Genomic DNA, 18142 nt, shown 5'->3' with positions numbered 1-18142 from the left:
GCGTCATTGCGCGTCATCGGGGTCTGACTTTGCGTTTTTTGCTTAGATTCGATCTTGAATGGCAGAGCGAATAAGCGTTTTCTATTGCTGCGAGTTGATTTGTCCAACCCCCGGATGCGCGCCGACCTCGCATCCGCCTGGACCTACACAATTATATATTGAAGTCTGGATACTTCCTTGACCACCAATAAGGCTGGCCGCGTCCGATCACGCGGCGATGCACGGGCCCATGTGGCCGCCGCTCACGCTGGCAAGGGTGAGGGCACGCTGCTGCGGATTGCCAAATTCTCCTTCCGTCATCCCTGGCAGGCGGCAGCCGCAATTGGCGCGACAATGGTGGCTTCGGCCCTGCAGCTGATGATCCCGCGCCTGCTGGGTCATGCGGTCGATCAGGCGCAGGGTATTCTGGGCGTGGGCGCCGAGGAAGCCCAGCAAGCTTTGATGTGGAGTGCCATCCTGCTGCTCGCCGTTTCGGTGGCGCGCGGCATCTTCACCCTGCTGCAGAACTATTATTCGGAATCGGTCGGCCATTATGTCGGCTACGAGCTGCGCCTGGCCTTCTACGAGAAGATCCAGCGCCTGAGCTATTCCTACCACGACAAGGTCCATACCGGCGATCTCATCACCATCGGCCTGCTCGATCTGGATGGCGTGCGCATGTTCTTCTCCACCGGCATGGTGCGTGTCGTGCTGCTCTCGGTGCTGATCGGCGTCGGCGCCTATATGCTGCTCACCACCGATATCCTTCTGGGCCTATTGAGCCTGAGCTTTGTGCCCTTCGTTGCCTGGCGCTCCTCGGTGGCCCAGCTCACCTTGCGCAATACCTGGCTTATCCTGCAGCAGAAGCTCTCCGGCCTCACCCGGGTCATGGAAGAAAATCTCGGCGGCATCCGCGTCGTTCGCGCGTTCTCCGGCCAGAAATTCGAGCTCGCCAAGTTCGACACCGCCTCCGAGGAAGCGCTGGCACTGGCCCATGAACGCGTCGGCGTGCGCGTGCGCAATACCTCCGCCATGACCGCTTCCTTCTTCACCGCCATGGGCCTGGTGCTCTGGTTCGGCGGCAGCAAGGTCATATCGGGCGAGATGAGCGTGGGTACGCTCGCCTCCTTCCTCACCTTCATGACCATCCTGCAGATGCCGGTGCGCCAGCTCGGCCTCATGGTCAATTCCTTTGCCCGCGCCTATACCTGCGGCGACCGCTTCTTCTCCTTCATCGATGAACCGCTTGAGATCGATGACAAGCCCGGCGCCACCGAACTCAAGGTCACCAATGGCACGCTCAAATTCGATGACGTGCACTTCACCTATGCCGGCGCCACCCATGCCACGCTCGATGGCGTGAGTTTCGAGGCCAAGGCGGGCGACACCATTGGCATTGTCGGCGCGCCGGGCAGCGGCAAGTCGACGCTCGCCCACCTCATTCCGCGCTTCTATGATCTGACCTCGGGCAAGATCACCATTGATGGGCAGGATGTCAGCGAAGTGACGCTGCAATCGCTGCGCCGCGCCGTGGCCGTGGTGCAGCAGGATAGCTTCCTCTTCACCACCACCATCGAAAACAACATTGCCTATGGCGATCCTTGGGCCAAGGAAACCAAGATCGAACGGGCCGCCGAAAGCGCCCAATTGCACAATTACATCATGGGCCTGCCCACCGATTACGATACCGTGGTGGGTGAACGCGGCGTCTCGCTGTCGGGCGGCCAGCGCCAGCGCCTCGCCATTGCGCGCAGCCTGGTGCTCAAGCCCGCCGTCATGGTGTTCGACGATTCCACCGCTGCCATCGATGCCGGCACCGAGCATCGCATCCGCAGCGCCATTCGCCGCTATGCCAGCAATCGGGTCACCCTGATCATCTCGCACCGCCTCTCTTCGCTGCTTCATGCCGATACCATTCTCTTCCTTGAGAATGGCAAGATCGTCGAACGCGGCAGCCACGAGGAATTGCTGGCCAAGGGCGGCCGCTATCGCGCGCTCTACGACCTGCAGACCCGCCCCACAGAAGACGTCGAAATCGGGAGCGCCGCCCAATGAGCGTGATGGACGAAGAACGCGAAGTCGCCGCTTTCCCTGGCCAGCGCCCCCCACGCGCCAGCGTCGGCAGCCATCGCATCGAAGAAGAAGTCTTCGGCACCGCCTATGATCCCAAGACGGTGCGCCGCATCTGGGCCTTTGTGCGCCCCTATCGCACCCGCATCTACCTCTCGGTCGCCGCCGTGCTGGTCTTCACCATGACCCAGCTGGCCATTCCGCTGATCATCGGCTGGGCCATCGATAGCGGCATGACCCAGGGCGGGAGCGTCGCCAATCTGGGCTGGGCAGTCTTTGCCTTTGCCATTGCCGTGCTGTTCAATTTCGGCGCCTCCTATGTGCAGGAAACCGAAGTCGGCCAGGTCGCCGAAAACGTGCTGTTCGACATGCGCCGCGCCATGTTCGCCCAGCTCCAGCGCGTCTCGCTCAGCTTCATGGACAAGACCGAAGTCGGGCGCCTCATGAGTCGGCTGCAGGGCGACGTCAATTCCATGCAGGAATTCCTCGAAACTTCGGTGATTTCGGTGGGCGACATGGTGCTGTTGGTCGGCATCGTGGTCGTCCTGCTCACCCTCGATTTCCGCCTGGGCCTGCTCACGCTCTCCACCATGCCGATCCTGTTCATCGTGCGCATCTTCTGGCTGCCCCCGGCCAAGCGCGCTTTCTGGGCGGCGCACGAAACCAATTCGGTCACCAATGGCGCCATGGCCGAAGGCATTAATGGCGTGCGCACCGTGCAGAATCTGGATCGCCAGAAGGTCAATTTCGACCTCTATGACGACAAGGCCTATGCCAACCTGCTCACCCAGCTTACCGGCTCCAAATTCGCCCAGGTCATGGTGCCCATCGTCGACAGCCTCACCGGCATTGCCATGGCCGTGGTCGTGGTGGTTGGCGGCTCGCTGGTGCTCAATGGCGGGCTCGAAATCGGCGTCATCGTCGCGTTCCTGTTCTATATCCAGCGCTTCTTCGACCCTATCCGCTCGCTCACCATGCAATATTCGATCATGCAGCGCGCCATGACCTCGGGCCGCCGCATTACCGAAGTGCTCGATGTGCCCGTGTCGATCGCCGACAAGCCCGATGCCGTTACCCTCACCCGCGACATGGATGGCTCGGTCGAATTCCGTGATGTGGTATTCGGGTACAATCCCGAGCGCCCCGTGCTGCGCAATGTCAGCTTCAAGGTCAATCCGGGCGAAACCGTCGCCCTGGTCGGGCCCACCGGCTCGGGCAAGACCAGCGCCATGTCCCTGGTCCACCGCTTCTATGAGGTGCAGTCCGGCGCCGTTCTGGTCGGTGGCAATGATGTGCGCGACGTCACCCAGGAATCTCTGGGCGAACAGGTCGCCATGGTGCTCCAGGAGCCCTTCCTGTTCACCGGCACCGTGTTCGACAATATCCGCTACAACAAGGCGAGTGCCACCCGCGAAGACGTCATGGCCGCGGCCAAGGCGGTGGGCGCGCATGACTTCATCAGCCAGATGCCCGGCGGCTACGACGCCACGCTCGAACAGCGCGGCTCCAATCTCTCGCTGGGCCAGCGCCAGTTGCTGAGCTTCGCCCGAGCGCTGGTGGCCGATGCCAAAATCCTCGTGCTCGACGAAGCGACCGCCAATATCGATAGCTATACCGAGCGGCAGATTCAGAAAGCCCTGCTGACCCTGCTCAAAGGCCGCACCGGCATGGTCATCGCCCACCGTCTCGCCACCATCCGCGGCGCGGACCGCATCATCGTGCTGCAAAATGGCGAACTGATCGAAACCGGCAACCATGATGAGCTGATGGCCCAGAACGGGCTCTACGCCAAGCTCTACAACATGAACTATGCCAGCTTCGACGACATCCCCGACGACCTGGTCGCCAAGGCCAACGCCAAGGCAGCAAGCACCTGAAACGGCAAGCGGTCGCACCTGCCATTCTGTTGTTTGCTGGGGGGTAGTCACCACCCACAGGGTCATTCCCGCGAAAGCGGGAACCTCTGTTTTGAAAAGCAACCGACATCACAACACCCACAACGTCATTCCCGCGCAGGCGGGAATCCATTCTTTTCTTGCACCAGCAGAGTTGAAAGAGTGGATTCCCGCCTGCGCGGGAATGACGTCGCGGAGGCGAAAAATCTCCGCGCCCACCCCAAGGCCAGGGGGCTGACCGGCGTCTAATCTTTGCTAATAGTAACGCCCATCAGCTCGGAGCCCTCCATGCGTCTCGCCATTCTCGCCACCATTCTGCTCACCACCACGCCGGCCTTCGCCGTGGATGCCATCACCTATAAGGGCACGCTGGGTGATCACGAGATCATTGTCGAGCTCGCTGCGCCCGGCCCGAACCAGCTGATCGGCCGCTACAGCTACATGGCCAAGGGTGGCGATATTCCGCTCGATGTGAATGGCAGCGTCGGCACCGCGGCCATCACCATGTTCGAGGAAGCGCCCTGCACCGAGGCCACCTGCACCCAGGACGACGATGGCAACGTCGCCAATCCGCCGGTCAGCGCCATCTGGACACTGACCGCCTCGGCGGATGGCGCGTCCTATGCTGGGGAATGGGTCCCCATGAACAAGAGCAAGAGCCTGCCCATCGCGCTCACCGAGATTGCCCGGCGTACCTTGCCCGACGATGCCGAGATCACGCCCTATGGCCTGCGCGACAGCACGTTCGAGCTGTTCTACGGCGGGGAGGCGATCTTTGCGCCCCATACTGCGCCCTATGATTTCGCCAAGATGGAAGTGGTGATGGATGCCGGGGAAACCGAAACCCTCGAAGGCTCCACCTTCCGCTACGTCACCGATCCGCGCACCAAATTTCCCTTCCCGCGCATCCTGTCGCTGTCCGATGGCTCCCTCGTCCAGCAGGCCAATGAGGCCCTGGAGCGCCGCCACACCGTCCTCAATTTCTTCGCCTTCGATTGCATGGCGCAGGTCTATGCCGGGTTCGGTGCCAATGAATATAGCCTGGGCATGGGTGCGGGCACGCTGGGCGACTATGATAGCGAAAACATCGTGCTCACCTATCTCTCGCCAACGGTGATGAACTGGGTGGAATCGGGCAGCACCTATTGCACCGGCGCTCATCCCAACAATCACAGCGACACCTATATCGCCGATACCAAAACCGGCGAGCCCTTCCCCCTGGGCAAGGTGTTCAAGGACTGGGTGGCAAGCTACAAGATGGACAGCTACGGCGAGCCAGTGGATCAGGCCGCCGCGCTCGAAGCGCCGGGCAACTATATCTGGACCGCGGGCCAGCCCCTCATCGACTATGCCATTGCCAACCGGACGCCCAACGACGAATCCGACCTCGACGATCAATGCGGTCTCGACGATCTGATCGCCAGCAATCTCGCCCTGCGCTTCGTGCCCGGCGACCAGGTCCTGTTCACCATTGAAGGCCTGCCCCATGTCAACTTCGCCTGCAGCCAGGACCTGCTGACTGTCAAGCTGAGCGACGTCCCCGAATTGCTGGCCCCCACGGCGAAAGACTATTTCCCCGCGCTGCAATAGGTCCGCCGAAATCCGACAGCCTTCAGTGTGCACTATCTCCCCACACCCCAATCGCCTCCCTCGGGCTCGACCCGAGGGCCATTCTCAACCCGGCACCAGCGGCGAATGACCCTCGGGGCAAGCCCGAGGAGCAACAGTGGGTGGGGAATAAAGGTGCGAGGAACCACGGATACTTCACCACCCCTCGACCGGGGAGGTCGGGAAGGGGTGTCGAGAGCCCCAATCCGCAGGCTCCTGCGCCTCCCTCCCCCTTGAGGGGAGGGAATGAGGGTGGGGGTTGCGCGGCTCCTGCGCAAATGCCCCAACCACCCCCACCCCGGCCCTCCCCTCAAGGGGGAGGGAGGCGAAAGAACCGCAGGCGCCGCACTGGTGGATACCAAGACCGACCGAGAGAGGTCACCCGCCCCCTTGTAGGGAGGGACAAGGGTGGGGGTAATGAGAGCCCCAAACCCACAAACTTATCCCCCTCCCCAAAACCTCCCGCATACTCCCTCCATCTTCCGGGATGCGGGCGGCGCTGCAGCGACGAGTGTCCGGAAGCCAGCCGGGGGAGTGGGGGTCGCGCTCCGCTCCGGGTCGAGCGGACGAGGCAATCGGGCGGGAGCTACGGCAAACGCTGGGGCCTGCGATCGCGCCGTCCGAGAAAGTCCCGGCACCCCGAGGCGGCGTCCGTCTCATTCTAATCACTTTCGAGGCGAATGCCGTCTCGGGGTCCGTCCGTCTATTCGAAAACCGCGGCACAGGCGGCGCTTCGCCATGGGCATCCCCTCTTGCCGCATCCGTCATGGCGCCGCCAGCGCGATAAGCGCATGACAGCACCATATTGGGATAGTCACATGAGTCTTCTTGTTGGCGTCGCCATGCTGGTGGCGGTGTTCGGAACATCGATGATATCGGGCATTTTCGGCATGGCGGGCGGGCTGATCCTGCTCGGCATTTTCCTGCTGATCCTGCCGGTGGGCACGGCCATTGCCGTCCAGGGCATCATCCAGCTCATCGCCAATGGCTCGCGCGCCTTTTTCTCCCGCGCCTATATCGATTGGCGCGTGCTGGGGATCATGACCCTGGGCCTGCTGACCGCTGCCGCCATCCTCTTCATCGTTCGCTACACGCCCGACCTCGCCACGGTCTGCATCACCATCGGCCTGCTGCCGATCCTGCTCTGGATTCCCCAATCCTGGCTGGCGCTCGATGCATCCAAGCCCCACCACGCCTTTATCTGCGGTTTTCTCGGTGGCGGCATCAATCTCGCCGTTGGCGTCGCCGGCCCCACCATCGATATGTTCTTCATCCGCACGCCGATGGACCGGCGCACCATCATCGCCACCAAGGCCGCCGCCCAGGTGGTCAATCACGCCGGCAAGATCATTTTCTACTGGAACGCCACCATGGTGCTGGCCCCAGCCGAATGGGCCGCTGTCGCCCTCGCTGCGCCTTTCGCCATCATGGGCACCAGCGCCGGCCATTGGGTGCTGCAGCGCCTCACTGATGCCAATTTCAAGCGCTGGACCCGCCTCATCGTCACCGCTATCGGGACTTTCTATCTCGTGCGCGGCATCTTGCTCGTGATCTAGGGACCAATGGCCATCCACTCAGGCTGAGGCGAAAATGGTGGATTTCGAGAACCGGAGCGCAGCGTACTTTTGGGTACGTGAGCACCGGAAGCGCAGAAGGCCGCCATTTGCAGGCCAGCATCAGTGGATGGCGATTGGTCCGAGGAGGAAACTATGGTTATGGTGCCCCCTATCTGGGGAGATGACATGGCACCATTCGATAGCGTCACCGCGCGCCTTATCCTGCTTTTGGCCGAAACCGGTTCCATCGGCCGCGCTGCCGAACGCGAGGGCATAGCCACCTCCGCCGTCAGCCGCCGTGTGTCCGATCTCGAAAGCCGGCTGGGCGTGGTGCTGTTCGATCGCTCCGCCCACGGCGTCAAGCTCACCACTGCCGGCGCCGCCTATGCCGAGGGCTGCCGCAATGTGCTGCGCGCCATTGCCGATCTCGATGCGGTCATGGCCGATTTCGGTGCCGGCCTGCGCGGCAGCCTCCGCCTGGCCTGCACCAGCTCGGCCCTGACCGGCCGGCTGCCCGAATTGCTGGCGCGCTATGCGGCAAAACATGCTGGCATCGAGCTCGACATCCAGGAAACCAGCGCCGCCAAGGGCCTCCTCGCGCTGGACGAGGGCAGGGCCGATATCGCCATCGTTTCCGACAATTACGATTTCACGCGCTTCGAGATCAAAGCCTTCGAGGACGATCGCGTCTGGGTGCTGGCCCCGCCCGATCACCCCCTGGCCGCAAGGATCGAGCCGCGCAAGGATATTCCCTTCGAAATGGTGCTGAGCCACCCCATCGTCGGCATCCATCATGCCGGCTCGCTCGATCGCCTCCTGGGCGATGCCGCCCGCAAGGCCGGCCAGCCCTTTAAGGAAAGTGTCCGCGTCGAGAGCTTCCCCGCTCTCGTCCGCATGGTGGAAGCCGGCTTCGGCATCGGCTTCCTGCGCTCCACGAGCCTTCATCTCCTGGCCGGCACCGACCTCATCTGCGCCCCCCTGGCCGAGCCCTGGGCGCTGCGCCAATTGCTCGTCGTCCGCCGCAAATCGAGCCCCCTCTCGGCCGCCATGAAAAGCTTCATCGCTCTGTGCAGCGAAACTTACGTGCCTTCCGTTTAGACCCGGCGCGACAATATTGCTGTTGAGCCCGACCGCCCGACCTCATAGGACTGTGAGCATGATCCAGCGGCGCAGCATGGCGAGAGAATTGGGAACGGCCCTGGCCGTGCTCGCCCTCTATTTGCTGACCATTCTGGCCCCGCTCCATCAGGCGCGGGCCAGCCAGCTCGATTTCGCCAAGCTCGACTACGAAACCACCACGGCCGGCTGGGTGCTCTGTACCTCTACCGGCAGCACAACCGACAGCGACATCACACTTGCCAAATGCCCCGCCGCCGGCATCGGCAAGAACGATCTGGTGCTACCCGCCTTGGCCAGCCTCGATCTAGGCGCGCCCGCTATCGCCGCCATCCCCACCGGCATTGTTCAGCAGGCAGAAGCGCTGCTGCCGCGCCAGGTGGCGCCCGGTGGGCCGAGAGCGCCTCCGGCCCAGCTCTGATTCTTGGCCCCTTCCGGGCCCAATCGCGCTGACCTTTCCCGGAGCTTTCCGATCATGATCCGAACTTTCTTCACCGCCGCCCTCGCGGCCCTTCTCGCCTTTTCCGCACCCGCCTTTGCCCATGACGGCACCACCCATCTGGGGCCCATCAACATTTCTCAGCCCTTTTCCCGCGCCACCCTGCCCAATGCCCCCGTTGGCGGCGGCTTCATGACCATCGAAAACACCGGCGCCGAAGCCGATCGCCTCGTCTCGATCACCTCGCCCGCTTCGCCCGATGTGCAAATCCACGAAATGGCCATGCAGGGCGACGTGATGAAAATGCGCAAGCTTGCCGATGGCCTCGAAATCGGCGCCGGCGAAACAGTGACGCTCGCTCCCGGCGGTCTCCACCTGATGTTCATGGGCATCACCCAGCGCTTCGTCGAAGGCGAGACCGTGCCGGTCACTTTGACCTTTGAAAAAGCCGGCACGGTCGAACTTGAACTGCCCGTGCTCGGCGCTGCCGCCGACGCACCGGCCGATCACGCTGGTCATTGAGGCGCGCCATGAACCTCAAAACCATTCGCATCATCCTCTGGGCCGCCGTTGCTGTCGTGGCCGTCACCACCGCGGGCGGCGCATTTCTCCTGCGCCAGGCCGGCACGGCCACGGCCGCGACCGGCTTTGGCGGGGGCACCTATGCCCTGGTCAACCAGCGCGGCGAGCCGGTAGACCAGACCATGTTCCAGGGCCACCCTTCCGCGCTGTTCTTCGGCTTCACCCATTGTCCCGAAGTGTGCCCCACCACCATGGCTGAAATGTCCACCTGGTTCGAAGCTCTGGGCGATGACGGCAAAAATCTCCAGGCCTATTTCGTCACCGTCGATCCCGAGCGCGATAGGCCCGAAATTCTCGGCGACTATGTCAGCTGGGTGTCCGATCGCATCACCGGCGTCACCGGCAGCCAGGAAGAGATCGACAAGATCGTCAAGGCCTGGGGCGTCTATGCCGCCAAGGTTCCGCTCGAAGGCGGAGATTACACCATGGACCACACCGCTTCGGTCTTCCTGCTCGACAGCAAGGGCGAATTCCAGGGCACCATCGCCTATGGCGAAGACAGCAACACCGCTATCGGCAAACTGCGCAATCTGCTCGCCAAGTCCTGAACCTGAGCGATTTATCCCCGCCCCCTCGTGGGGAGGCTAGAATGATTGAAATTCTCGGCCTCCTTAAGGGGAGGAGGGATCGCAGATGGCAGGGCCTCACCTCTCCCCTCAGGGGAGAGGTTGGCGGCAAGGCCGGCGGGGATGACCGGCCCGGCGGAGATAAATTCCCGCCGGGCATTTAAAAGATGATCGTCTGCGTCATCTTATCTTTTGACTCCCCTGGCCCCCGCCGATAGTTAAGCGGATAAGCGTCATCAAGTTTTGGCGCGCCCGCTTATTGCTGTTGGATTGGAAGCCTCGTGAAGCACATCACCCGCACTCCCGCCATCGTCGCCGCATTGCTTGCCGGCGCATTTTCCCTCACCGCCATGACCGCCTCCGCTCAGGACAAGGTCATTATCCATGCGCAGGGCGAAACCACCATTTCGGGCGTTCCCGCCAAGGTCCTGACTTCCGATTGGGCCGCTTTCGACAACCTCCACGCCCTGGGCGTGCCGGTCGCGGGTGTCCCCGCTTCCAACGCGCCGGGCTACCTCAAAGACTTCGTCGCCGCCGACGCCATCCAGATCGGCTCGCTCTTCGAGCCCGATTTCGAAGGCATCGCCGCTTCCGAAGCCGATCTCTATATTGTCGGCGCCCGTTCGCGCGATGCCTATGGCACCGCCAAGGACATCCTGCCCACCGTGGACATGTCGATCGACAATTCGGCCATCATTGCCGGCGTCCAGGGCAATATCACCAAATATGGCGAGATCTTCGGGCTCGAGGACAAGGCCGCCGAGCTCAATGCCACTCTCGATGCCAAGATTGCCGAAGTGAAAGCCGCCGCCGAGGGCAAGGGCACTGCGCTCGTGCTGGTCACCAATGCCGGCAATGTCGGCGTCTATGGTCCCGATAGCCGCGTCGCCTGGATTCACAACGAATTGGCCATTCCCTCGGTCATGGAAAATGTCGATGACGGCGACCATGGCGGGGACACCGTCTCCTTCGAGTTCATCCTCGAGCGCAATCCCGATTGGCTCTTCGTCGTCGACCGCGATGCCGGCGTCGGCAGCGAAGGCGCCGCCGCTTCTCTCCTCGATAACGAGCTGGTCAACCAGACCAGCGCCGCCAAGCAGGGCCATATCGTCTATCTCGATCCGCAGGCCGCCTATATCACCATGCATGGCTATAGCGGCATCATGCTGCTGCTCGATCAGGTCCTGGCCGGCCTCAAGGCCTGATAGCGCTGAGCTTTCCTGACAGTCAGAGAGCCCCAATCTTATCCCCTCCCCCTTGAGGGGAGGGTTAGGGTGGGGGTTCTGCAGTCACCACACACTCGAAGCCGGTGGAGACTTCAGCATCGCTGCTTAGGGAGAAAACAACGCCGTGCGGTTACTCATTGTCGCCACCCTGGTGACGATCATTCTGGCCATCATCAGCCTCTTCATTGGCGTCAGCGATGTCTCGCTTGGCGCCCTGCTGTCGTCCAGCGCCGAAGACCGCCCGATGCAGGTGCTGCTGATCAGCCGCATTCCGCGCACCCTCGCCATCATCCTGGCCGGCGCCTCCATGGCCATTGCCGGGCTCGTCATGCAGATGATCGTCCGCAATCGCTTCGTCGAACCCTCCACCGCCGGCACCACCGAATCCGCCAGCCTGGGCTTCCTGGTCGTCACCATCTTCGCCCCCGGCTGGCCCCTCATGGCCAAGATGCTGGTCGCCGCGCTGTTCGCGCTGGGCGGCACGGCCCTATTCCTGCGTATCCTGCGCGCCGTTCCCCTGCGCGATGTGCTGCTCGTGCCTCTCGTCGGCATCATGCTGGGCGGCATCATTGGCGCCGTCACCACCTTCTTCGCCTACCGTTTCGAACTCATGGCCTCCATGCTGGCCTGGACAATGGGCGATTTCTCCGGCGTCCTGCGCGGCCGCTACGAACTGCTCTGGATCGGCCTGTTCTGTGCCGTGCTCGCCTATATCGCGGCCGACCGCTTCACGGTGGCCGGCATGGGCCGCGATTTCACCACCAATCTGGGCCTAAATTATCAGCGCGTCATGGTGCTGGGCCTGGTCATCGTTTCGCTGGTCAGCGCCGTGGTGCTGGTCTCGGTGGGCTCTATCCCGTTTCTGGGGCTGATCGTGCCCAATCTCGTCAGCCTCATGGTCGGCGACAATATGCGCCGCACCGTGCCCTGGGTCGCCGTCATGGGCGCCGGCTTCGTTCTCGCCTGCGATATTCTGGGCCGCGTCATCCGCGCGCCCTACGAAATCCCGATCAGCGTTGTCGTCGGCGTTATTGGCAGCGCCATATTCCTGGTCCTTTTACTGAGGACACGCCGCCATGCCGCCTGATCTGGCAAATAGCGCGATGCGCAAGGATCCATGGCTGGGCCTCACCCGCCCCGCCATTGCCCTCCTTATCCTCGGTGCCCTGGCCATCATCTCCATCGCCTGCTTCATGACGCTGGGCGCCAAGGGCAGCTGGAGTTTCATCCTCCCTTTCCGCGGCCGAAAATTGCTGGCGCTGTGCCTCGTCGCCTATTCGGTCGCCATCTCAACCGTCCTGTTCCAGACCGTCACCAATAACCGCATCCTCACCCCCTCCATCATGGGGTTCGATGCGCTCTATGTGCTGATCCAGACCGCCATCGTCTTCTTCCTCGGCGTCGGCGCGCTGGGCACGCTCAATCCGCAAGCCCAGTTCGGCGTGGAAGTCCTGGTCATGGTCGCCTTCTCGGGTCTCCTCTTCCGCTGGCTCTTCCTTGGCGAAGAGCGCAGCCTCACTTTGCTCGTGCTGGTCGGCATCGTCTTCGGCATCCTGTTCCGCAGCCTCTCCCAATTCATGCAGCGCCTGCTCGATCCCAATGCCTTCAGCGTATTGCAGGATACTCTCTTTGCCAGCTTCGCCACGGTCGACACCTCTCAGCTGCTGGTCGCGACCCTGATTGTCATGGTAGTCACCGTCATCGCCATCCGCATGCTGCATACCTATGACGTGCTTTCGCTGGGCCGCGCCCATGCCATCAATCTGGGGCTCGATTACAAGCGCACGGTCATCGTCATTCTCATGCTGATCGCGGTGCTGGTCGCTGTCTCGACCGCGCTGGTGGGACCCATCACGTTCTTCGGCCTGCTCGTCGCCAGCCTCGCCCATGGCCTTGTCGGCACCAGCCGGCACAAATATGTGCTGCCCGCCGCGGCGCTCCTCGCCATCACCTTCCTCGTGGGTGGACAGACCCTGCTCGAGCGGGTCTTCTCCTTCGATACCGCCCTCTCGATCATCATCGAATTCCTCGGCGGCATCGTCTTCATCTATCTCATTCTGCGGAGAACCGCGCGATGATCGTCACCCAGGCCGTCACCAAGACTTACGGCTCTTCCTGCGTCGTTGATGGCGTCTCGCTCACCTTGCCTGCGGGCGGCATCACCTCGATCATCGGTCCCAATGGGGCCGGTAAATCGACGCTCCTCTCGATGATCAGCCGCCTCATGAGCATGGACCGGGGCACCGTCACTGTTGATGGCCTCGATGTCACCCAAACCTCCTCCGAGGTCCTGGCCAAGCGTCTCTCCATTCTGCGCCAGGACAATCACATGACCGCGCGCCTCACCGTGCGCGACCTGGTCTCTTTCGGCCGCTACCCCTATTCCAAGGGTCGCCTCACCGCCGACGACAAGACCCATATCGACAACGCCATCAGCTATCTCAACCTCACCGACCTGGCCGACCGCTTCCTCGACGAGCTGTCCGGCGGCCAGCGCCAGCGCGCTTTCGTCGCCATGGTGCTCTGCCAGGATACCGACTACGTGCTGCTCGATGAGCCGCTCAACAATCTCGATATGAAGCATGCCATGGGCATGATGAAACTGGTCCGCCGCGCCGCCAATGAATTGGGCAAGACCGTCGTGCTGGTCCTGCACGACATCAATTTCGCCTCCTGGTATTCCGACTACATCGTCGCCATGAAAGACGGCAAAGTCGCCAATCAGGGTCCGGCCCCCGAAATGATCCGTCCCGAAGTGCTCTCCGCCATCTACGACATGGACATCAAGGTCCACGACATCGGCGGCCAGCGCATCAGCGTCTATTACGAGTAGCCAGAGAGCCCCAAATGCTTGGGGAGGTGACCCCAAGCGCCCAACTTGCTACATCTGACCCAACCAACCGGAGCCGCCCATGAAGCCGTCGATTTCCATCATCACCATTGGCGTCGACGAGCTGGAGCGGGCCTTCGCCTTCTATCGCGCCCTCTTCGACATTACCGACGAGCAGATCGGGGCAGGGGAGGACCATGTCGCCTTCTTTTTCGACGACGCCTTTTCCTTCGTGCTCTTCCCTCGCGACCAGATCGCCCAGACCGCCGGCAAGGATGTCGCCGTAGCAGGCACACCCGGCTTCGTGCTCAGCCACAAGGCCGATAGCGCCGAAGCGGTCGACGCCATTCTCGATCGCGTCCTGGTCGCCGGCGGCTCGGTCATCACACCCGGCACCCAATCGGAATGGGGCTACTCGGCCTATTTCGAGGATACCGAAGGCAATGTCTGGGAGCTGATGGCGTCCCCGCCGGTCAATTAGCCCGCCTTGCGTTTGTCGAACGCCTGGCGTGCGCCCTCAATCTGCGCCTGATACCGCTCCGCCCAGATCCATACGCCGCAAAAAGCGTCGCTGAGTTCCCGGCCGATCTCGGTCAGGCGGTAATCGACATGTGGCGGAATGACGGGATGCACCTCCCGCTCCACCAGCCCGTCATATTCCATCTGCCGCAGCGTCTTGGTCAGCATCTTCTGGCTGATATCGCCAACCTGGCGCCCCACCTCAGTAAAGCGCAGCGTACCATGCTGGTCCAGCGCCTCCAGGATCAGCATGGTCCATTTATCGGCCACCTTGCCGATAATGTCGCGCACCAGCGCGCCGATCACCGGATCGAGTGTTTTTTCCAGATGATCGTCATTTTGTGTGGCCGCAAACTGGCTTGTCACCGACACTCTCCTTTGGGTGCGTATCGAACTTTGGAGCGCCTACTTTCGTTTGAAGAGTATCAGGCATATCTCTGCTGCACGCAACCAAAGAGAGAGATTTTCGCCATGCGCATGACCGGCAATACCATCCTCATCACCGGCGGCGGTTCGGGCATCGGCCGGGCACTTGCTGAAGCGTTTCACCAGCAGGGCAATCAGGTCATCATCGCCGGCCGCCGCCAGTCCATGCTCGACGCCGTCGCGGCGGCCAATCCCGGCATGGCCGCCATCTCTGTCGATATGAATGAGCGGGCCAGCATCGAGGCGTTGGCACAAGCCGCAGTTGCCGCTTACCCGGCGCTCAATATCGTCATCAACAATGCCGGCATCATGCGGGACGAGGACGTCACCGCCGGGCCCGACTATCTGGCCATCGCCGAAGACACCATTGCCACCAATCTTCTGGGGCCGATCCGGTTGACCGCGGCGCTGCTGCCCCATTTGCAGCAACAGGCCAGCGCGGCCATTCTCACCGTCTCGTCGGGCCTCGCCTTTGTGCCCAAGGCCTCAACGCCCACCTATAGCGCCACCAAGGCGGCCATCCATTCCTATACGATGTCGCTGCGCTACCAGTTGCGCAACACCAGCGTCGAAGTCATCGAACTCGCCCCGCCCTATGTGCAGACCTATCTGCAAGGCGAGCGCCAGGCCAATGATCCCAACGCCATGCCGCTCGACGCCTATATCGCTGAAACCATGCAATTGCTGACCGATGGCCCGGCCAATGGGGAAGTTCTGGTCCAGCGCGTCCACCGCCAACGCTTCGCCGAAGCCACTGGCAATACCGAGGCGGTCTTCAACTTCGTCAATCCGGCCTGATATCGAACCGGGTGGCGGAGCCTAAAATCCGCCGCCCGTCTTGAACCCGCCATGCTTGCGCGTGCCGCTCGACCCCGTCCGGGGCCGCGAAAACCCGCCGCCGCCCGAAGAACTGCCGCCACCGCCCCAGCCGCCGCCAAAGCCACCCCGGCTGCTGCCGCTGCTGCGGCTCGAACCGCCGCCAAAGCTGCTATCAGGCCATTGAAAGCCTCCGCCCTGCGGCCAGGGTGTATTGGAGCGCTGCCGGCCATTATCGGGCAAGCCCAAGCCCCCGCCCCAATCGGATGAACTGCTCCAGTTCTGGCTGCGCCGCCACTGGTCCCAGTAAGACGCCGCCGAAATGCCGCCGCGCAGGAAGTCGTTGAGCAGGTCGCCCACCAGCCGGTCTTCGCGGAAGGTCGAGCGCGGATCGTCGAACCGCTGCTTCTTGAATTCCCACTGGATGTCTTCCAGCTCCCGCCGCCGCGCCGCCAGGGTCTTGAGGCGCTCCTTCTGGTCGCGCGTCTCGTCTTCTTCGTCCTTGGCGCGGGCGCGGGCATCGTCGATCTGGGCGACGATCGTATCGTCTTGGCCCGTGCGCGTGCGCCGCGCCTCGGCCAGAAGGGTCTGAATATCCTCGCGCGCCAGGGCATTGGCCAGCTCCGCCAGCGCGCTGGCAAAGGCCGGGTTGTTCCCCTCGGCCAGTACGCCCAGCGTCTGGGTGGTCTGGTCGCGCTGGTCTTCGGTGGCAACGATCTCGGCGTCGAAAGCATCGATCCGCTGCTGCACATTGGTCAGCGCCGCGCGGATCGGCTTGCCGCCCGCCGCATCGATAGCCTCGGTTTCGAGCGTTTCGAGTTCGGCCTCGGCCGCTTTGGCACCCTCGATCTGCCGCTCGGCATGCTCGCGCAACCGCAGCGGAATTTCGTTCAGCATGGCAAAATTCGGCCGCGCCTTGGCGAAGCCAACAATATTGGCAACGAGGCCGTCGAAATAGCGGATGAGATTGTTGGCGCGGTAATTGGACGTGCCGTAGCCCGCTTCCCACAGATACATGAACAGCGGATCGTCGCGATAGGGCTTGCCCTTTTCCTCGCGGTCGGTCTCGGCCTGTTCCGTCTTGCGCATGGATTGGTTGGCAATATCGGCCAACTCCTGCGCCGCCTGCCGCTTGGCCGCGAAGGCCGGCTCCTTGGCAATGCTGGCCGAAAGCTTATCGCCCAACGCCTTGAGCTCGGCCTGGTGGCCTTCCAGCTCCTTGAGCGCGCCGGCGCGTTCGGTTGTGAGCCGGGCCAGCGTCGCGTCGATATCGGCCGCGGCCTGCTCGGCCTTGCTCAGGTCCTGCGCATGGCTCTTGAGCATGTCGCGGGCCTTGGCCTCCGCCGTCGATATCCGCCCGTCCAGCTCCCCCTGCACGCTGGGGTCGAGCCGGAGCTGGGCGAGTTGACGGAACAATTCCGCCTCGCTCTCGCGGATCTTGCCCACCCGCTCTCCCGAACGGGCCAGGCGCTTGGAAATCTCGTCCTCTTCGCGACGGATGTCGCGCATTGCCTCATCGAGCGAGGCCAGGGCTTCGGGTCCGCGCAGGCTCATTGCGTCACCACCGGGTCACCGCGCCGCCGAGAACGGGCATGTTATATTCCACCTCGAGAAAACCATCGGCCTTGCGGCCAACTTCATTGGCCTGGATGATGCCGTCGTCGCGCTTGTCGGCAGCCACCGCATTGTAGACAACCTCGGGCACGCGCACCGCCCAGATATTGACCGTCTCGGTCTCCCCATTCTCCTCGTTGAGAATGGGCAGGCTCAGCACAGTGCCCGATGGGTCGAGCGCTTCGACCACGACATAGTAATTGGTCGCGTCGGTATTGACCTCGGGAAAGGTCCAGAAGCCCGATTGCACATCGGGGCGGTTGACGATGCGCAGCGTATATTGCTGGCGCAGCTTGTCGCGCAGCGCCGTCAGGTCCGTCACCGCCTGCTCTGCGCCCGGCCGATTGCCCTCGGCGGCAAAGGCCTTGCCGCGGCTGCGCAGGGCCTCGGCCTGCACTACTGCCGTCTGCACCTTGGTCTCTTCGAAAATCGTCTGGTAGAGGCCATCCATCTGCGTCGGCAGGCCTTCGGCCAGTTCCACCCGCGCCTGTTCGACCTGTCCCGCCTGATAGGGGCGCCACACGCCGAAATAGCCGATGCCCAGCACCACCAGGGCGAGCAGCACGGCCATGGCCGGCTTGCCCCATTTCTTGCGGCTCACATAAAGCTTTGCCAGCGTAGTGCCAAAGCTCGGCTTGGGCTGGTCATAGACGAACCGGCTCTCGGCCAGCGCCGCCACACCCTCCTTGAGGATGTGGTCGGGCACTTCGATGCCTTGCTGGTGATAGATCTCGCGCAGCTTGTCGATCAGTTGCGCCTCGCGCGCAACGCCGTCGAGTTCGCGCGTGGCCAAGTCCTGGCGATGGCGCAGTGTATCCACCACGTCCATCGCCAGCATCACTTCGTCGAGGGGCGCAGCGGGCTTCGCTGTCACGTCACTCATGGTTTGCGCTCACCTAT

The 18142-nt window shown here is 62.7% G+C and carries 17 protein-coding genes; 14 read left to right on the top strand and 3 right to left on the bottom strand.

What is annotated here, in order from left to right:
• The first annotated feature begins 177 nt into the window (after positions 1–177).
• The 13 genes from QQL79_RS15265 (at position 178) to QQL79_RS15205 (ending at position 14348) form a co-directional block, all read left to right on the top strand.
• Positions 178–2034, top strand: a complete 1857-nt coding sequence (locus tag QQL79_RS15265; RefSeq protein ID WP_284392309.1) for an ABC transporter ATP-binding protein — start codon at positions 178–180, stop codon at positions 2032–2034.
• Entirely contained in the window at positions 2031–3926 is a 1896-nt protein-coding gene (locus QQL79_RS15260) for an ABC transporter ATP-binding protein (RefSeq protein ID WP_284392307.1), read from the top strand. The genes QQL79_RS15265 and QQL79_RS15260 overlap by 4 nt, the downstream gene beginning before the upstream one ends.
• Positions 3927–4232: 306 nt before the next feature.
• Positions 4233–5534 carry a hypothetical protein gene (locus QQL79_RS15255; RefSeq protein WP_284392305.1) on the top strand — a complete coding sequence of 434 codons (1302 nt, stop codon included), beginning with the start codon at positions 4233–4235 and terminating at the stop codon, positions 5532–5534.
• An 836-nt stretch (positions 5535–6370) separates the two neighbouring features.
• Positions 6371–7108: a TSUP family transporter gene (locus QQL79_RS15250; protein WP_284392303.1), complete on the top strand. Its 738-nt coding sequence runs from the start codon at positions 6371–6373 to the stop codon at positions 7106–7108.
• Positions 7109–7294: 186 nt separating this feature from the next.
• A complete protein-coding gene (locus QQL79_RS15245) occupies positions 7295–8206 on the top strand; it encodes a LysR family transcriptional regulator (protein WP_284392301.1) in 912 nt (303 codons plus the stop codon).
• A 58-nt stretch (positions 8207–8264) separates the two neighbouring features.
• Entirely contained in the window at positions 8265–8645 is a 381-nt protein-coding gene (locus tag QQL79_RS15240; protein ID WP_284392299.1) for a hypothetical protein, read from the top strand.
• Between the two features lie 54 nt (positions 8646–8699).
• Positions 8700–9185 (top strand): copper chaperone PCu(A)C, encoded by a 486-nt coding sequence (locus QQL79_RS15235; RefSeq protein ID WP_284392297.1) that lies wholly within the window; start codon positions 8700–8702, stop codon positions 9183–9185.
• Positions 9186–9193: 8 nt separating this feature from the next.
• Entirely contained in the window at positions 9194–9793 is a 600-nt protein-coding gene (locus tag QQL79_RS15230; RefSeq protein WP_284392295.1) for an SCO family protein, read from the top strand.
• A 299-nt stretch (positions 9794–10092) separates the two neighbouring features.
• The gene (locus QQL79_RS15225; RefSeq protein WP_284392293.1) at positions 10093–11016 is read left to right on the top strand and encodes a siderophore ABC transporter substrate-binding protein; all 924 of its coding nucleotides are present in this window, start codon (positions 10093–10095) and stop codon (positions 11014–11016) included.
• Between the two features lie 145 nt (positions 11017–11161).
• On the top strand, positions 11162–12124 hold the full coding sequence (locus QQL79_RS15220) for an ABC transporter permease (protein ID WP_284392291.1): 963 nt from the start codon (positions 11162–11164) through the stop codon (positions 12122–12124).
• A gap of 16 nt (positions 12125–12140) precedes the next feature.
• Positions 12141–13115 (top strand): iron chelate uptake ABC transporter family permease subunit, encoded by a 975-nt coding sequence (locus tag QQL79_RS15215; RefSeq protein WP_284392899.1) that lies wholly within the window; start codon positions 12141–12143, stop codon positions 13113–13115.
• Positions 13112–13870: an iron ABC transporter ATP-binding protein gene (locus QQL79_RS15210; RefSeq protein WP_284392290.1), complete on the top strand. Its 759-nt coding sequence runs from the start codon at positions 13112–13114 to the stop codon at positions 13868–13870. The genes QQL79_RS15215 and QQL79_RS15210 overlap by 4 nt, the downstream gene beginning before the upstream one ends.
• A gap of 79 nt (positions 13871–13949) precedes the next feature.
• Entirely contained in the window at positions 13950–14348 is a 399-nt protein-coding gene (locus QQL79_RS15205) for a VOC family protein (protein ID WP_284392288.1), read from the top strand.
• Here QQL79_RS15205 and QQL79_RS15200 read toward each other — a convergent pair.
• Complete coding sequence (locus tag QQL79_RS15200) at positions 14345–14752, bottom strand: winged helix-turn-helix transcriptional regulator (RefSeq protein WP_284392286.1); 408 nt, start codon at positions 14750–14752, stop codon at positions 14345–14347. The genes QQL79_RS15205 and QQL79_RS15200 overlap by 4 nt on opposite strands.
• Positions 14753–14857: 105 nt before the next feature.
• Between QQL79_RS15200 and QQL79_RS15195 the strand changes: the two genes are divergently transcribed.
• Positions 14858–15610: an SDR family oxidoreductase gene (locus tag QQL79_RS15195; protein WP_284392284.1), complete on the top strand. Its 753-nt coding sequence runs from the start codon at positions 14858–14860 to the stop codon at positions 15608–15610.
• Between the two features lie 21 nt (positions 15611–15631).
• Here the strand turns inward: QQL79_RS15195 and QQL79_RS15190 are convergent, their stop codons facing one another.
• On the bottom strand, positions 15632–17182 hold the full coding sequence (locus QQL79_RS15190) for a hypothetical protein (RefSeq protein ID WP_284392282.1): 1551 nt from the start codon (positions 17180–17182) through the stop codon (positions 15632–15634).
• A gap of 4 nt (positions 17183–17186) precedes the next feature.
• Complete coding sequence (locus QQL79_RS15185) at positions 17187–18125, bottom strand: DUF6384 family protein (protein ID WP_284392280.1); 939 nt, start codon at positions 18123–18125, stop codon at positions 17187–17189.
• Positions 18126–18142: the final 17 nt, after the last annotated feature.

Source organism: Devosia yakushimensis (assembly GCF_030159855.1).
Classification (GTDB): domain Bacteria; phylum Pseudomonadota; class Alphaproteobacteria; order Rhizobiales; family Devosiaceae; genus Devosia; species Devosia yakushimensis.
This window is presented reverse-complemented; position numbering and strand designations above follow the sequence as displayed.

Bases quoted from the DNA above. Each gene is read 5' to 3' on its own strand.
- QQL79_RS15230 (WP_284392295.1), top strand. From the start codon at position 9,194: ATGAACCTCAAAACCATTCGCATCATCCTCTGGGCCGCCGTTGCTGTC.
- QQL79_RS15190 (WP_284392282.1), bottom strand. From the start codon at position 17,182: ATGAGCCTGCGCGGACCCGAAGCCCTGGCCTCGCTCGATGAGGCAATG.
- QQL79_RS15255 (WP_284392305.1), top strand. From the start codon at position 4,233: ATGCGTCTCGCCATTCTCGCCACCATTCTGCTCACCACCACGCCGGCC.
- QQL79_RS15205 (WP_284392288.1), top strand. From the start codon at position 13,950: ATGAAGCCGTCGATTTCCATCATCACCATTGGCGTCGACGAGCTGGAG.
- QQL79_RS15195 (WP_284392284.1), top strand. From the start codon at position 14,858: ATGCGCATGACCGGCAATACCATCCTCATCACCGGCGGCGGTTCGGGC.
- QQL79_RS15260 (WP_284392307.1), top strand. From the start codon at position 2,031: ATGAGCGTGATGGACGAAGAACGCGAAGTCGCCGCTTTCCCTGGCCAG.
- QQL79_RS15240 (WP_284392299.1), top strand. From the start codon at position 8,265: ATGATCCAGCGGCGCAGCATGGCGAGAGAATTGGGAACGGCCCTGGCC.
- QQL79_RS15185 (WP_284392280.1), bottom strand. From the start codon at position 18,125: ATGAGTGACGTGACAGCGAAGCCCGCTGCGCCCCTCGACGAAGTGATG.
- QQL79_RS15250 (WP_284392303.1), top strand. From the start codon at position 6,371: ATGAGTCTTCTTGTTGGCGTCGCCATGCTGGTGGCGGTGTTCGGAACA.
- QQL79_RS15215 (WP_284392899.1), top strand. From the start codon at position 12,141: ATGCGCAAGGATCCATGGCTGGGCCTCACCCGCCCCGCCATTGCCCTC.
- QQL79_RS15235 (WP_284392297.1), top strand. From the start codon at position 8,700: ATGATCCGAACTTTCTTCACCGCCGCCCTCGCGGCCCTTCTCGCCTTT.
- QQL79_RS15245 (WP_284392301.1), top strand. From the start codon at position 7,295: ATGGCACCATTCGATAGCGTCACCGCGCGCCTTATCCTGCTTTTGGCC.
- QQL79_RS15210 (WP_284392290.1), top strand. From the start codon at position 13,112: ATGATCGTCACCCAGGCCGTCACCAAGACTTACGGCTCTTCCTGCGTC.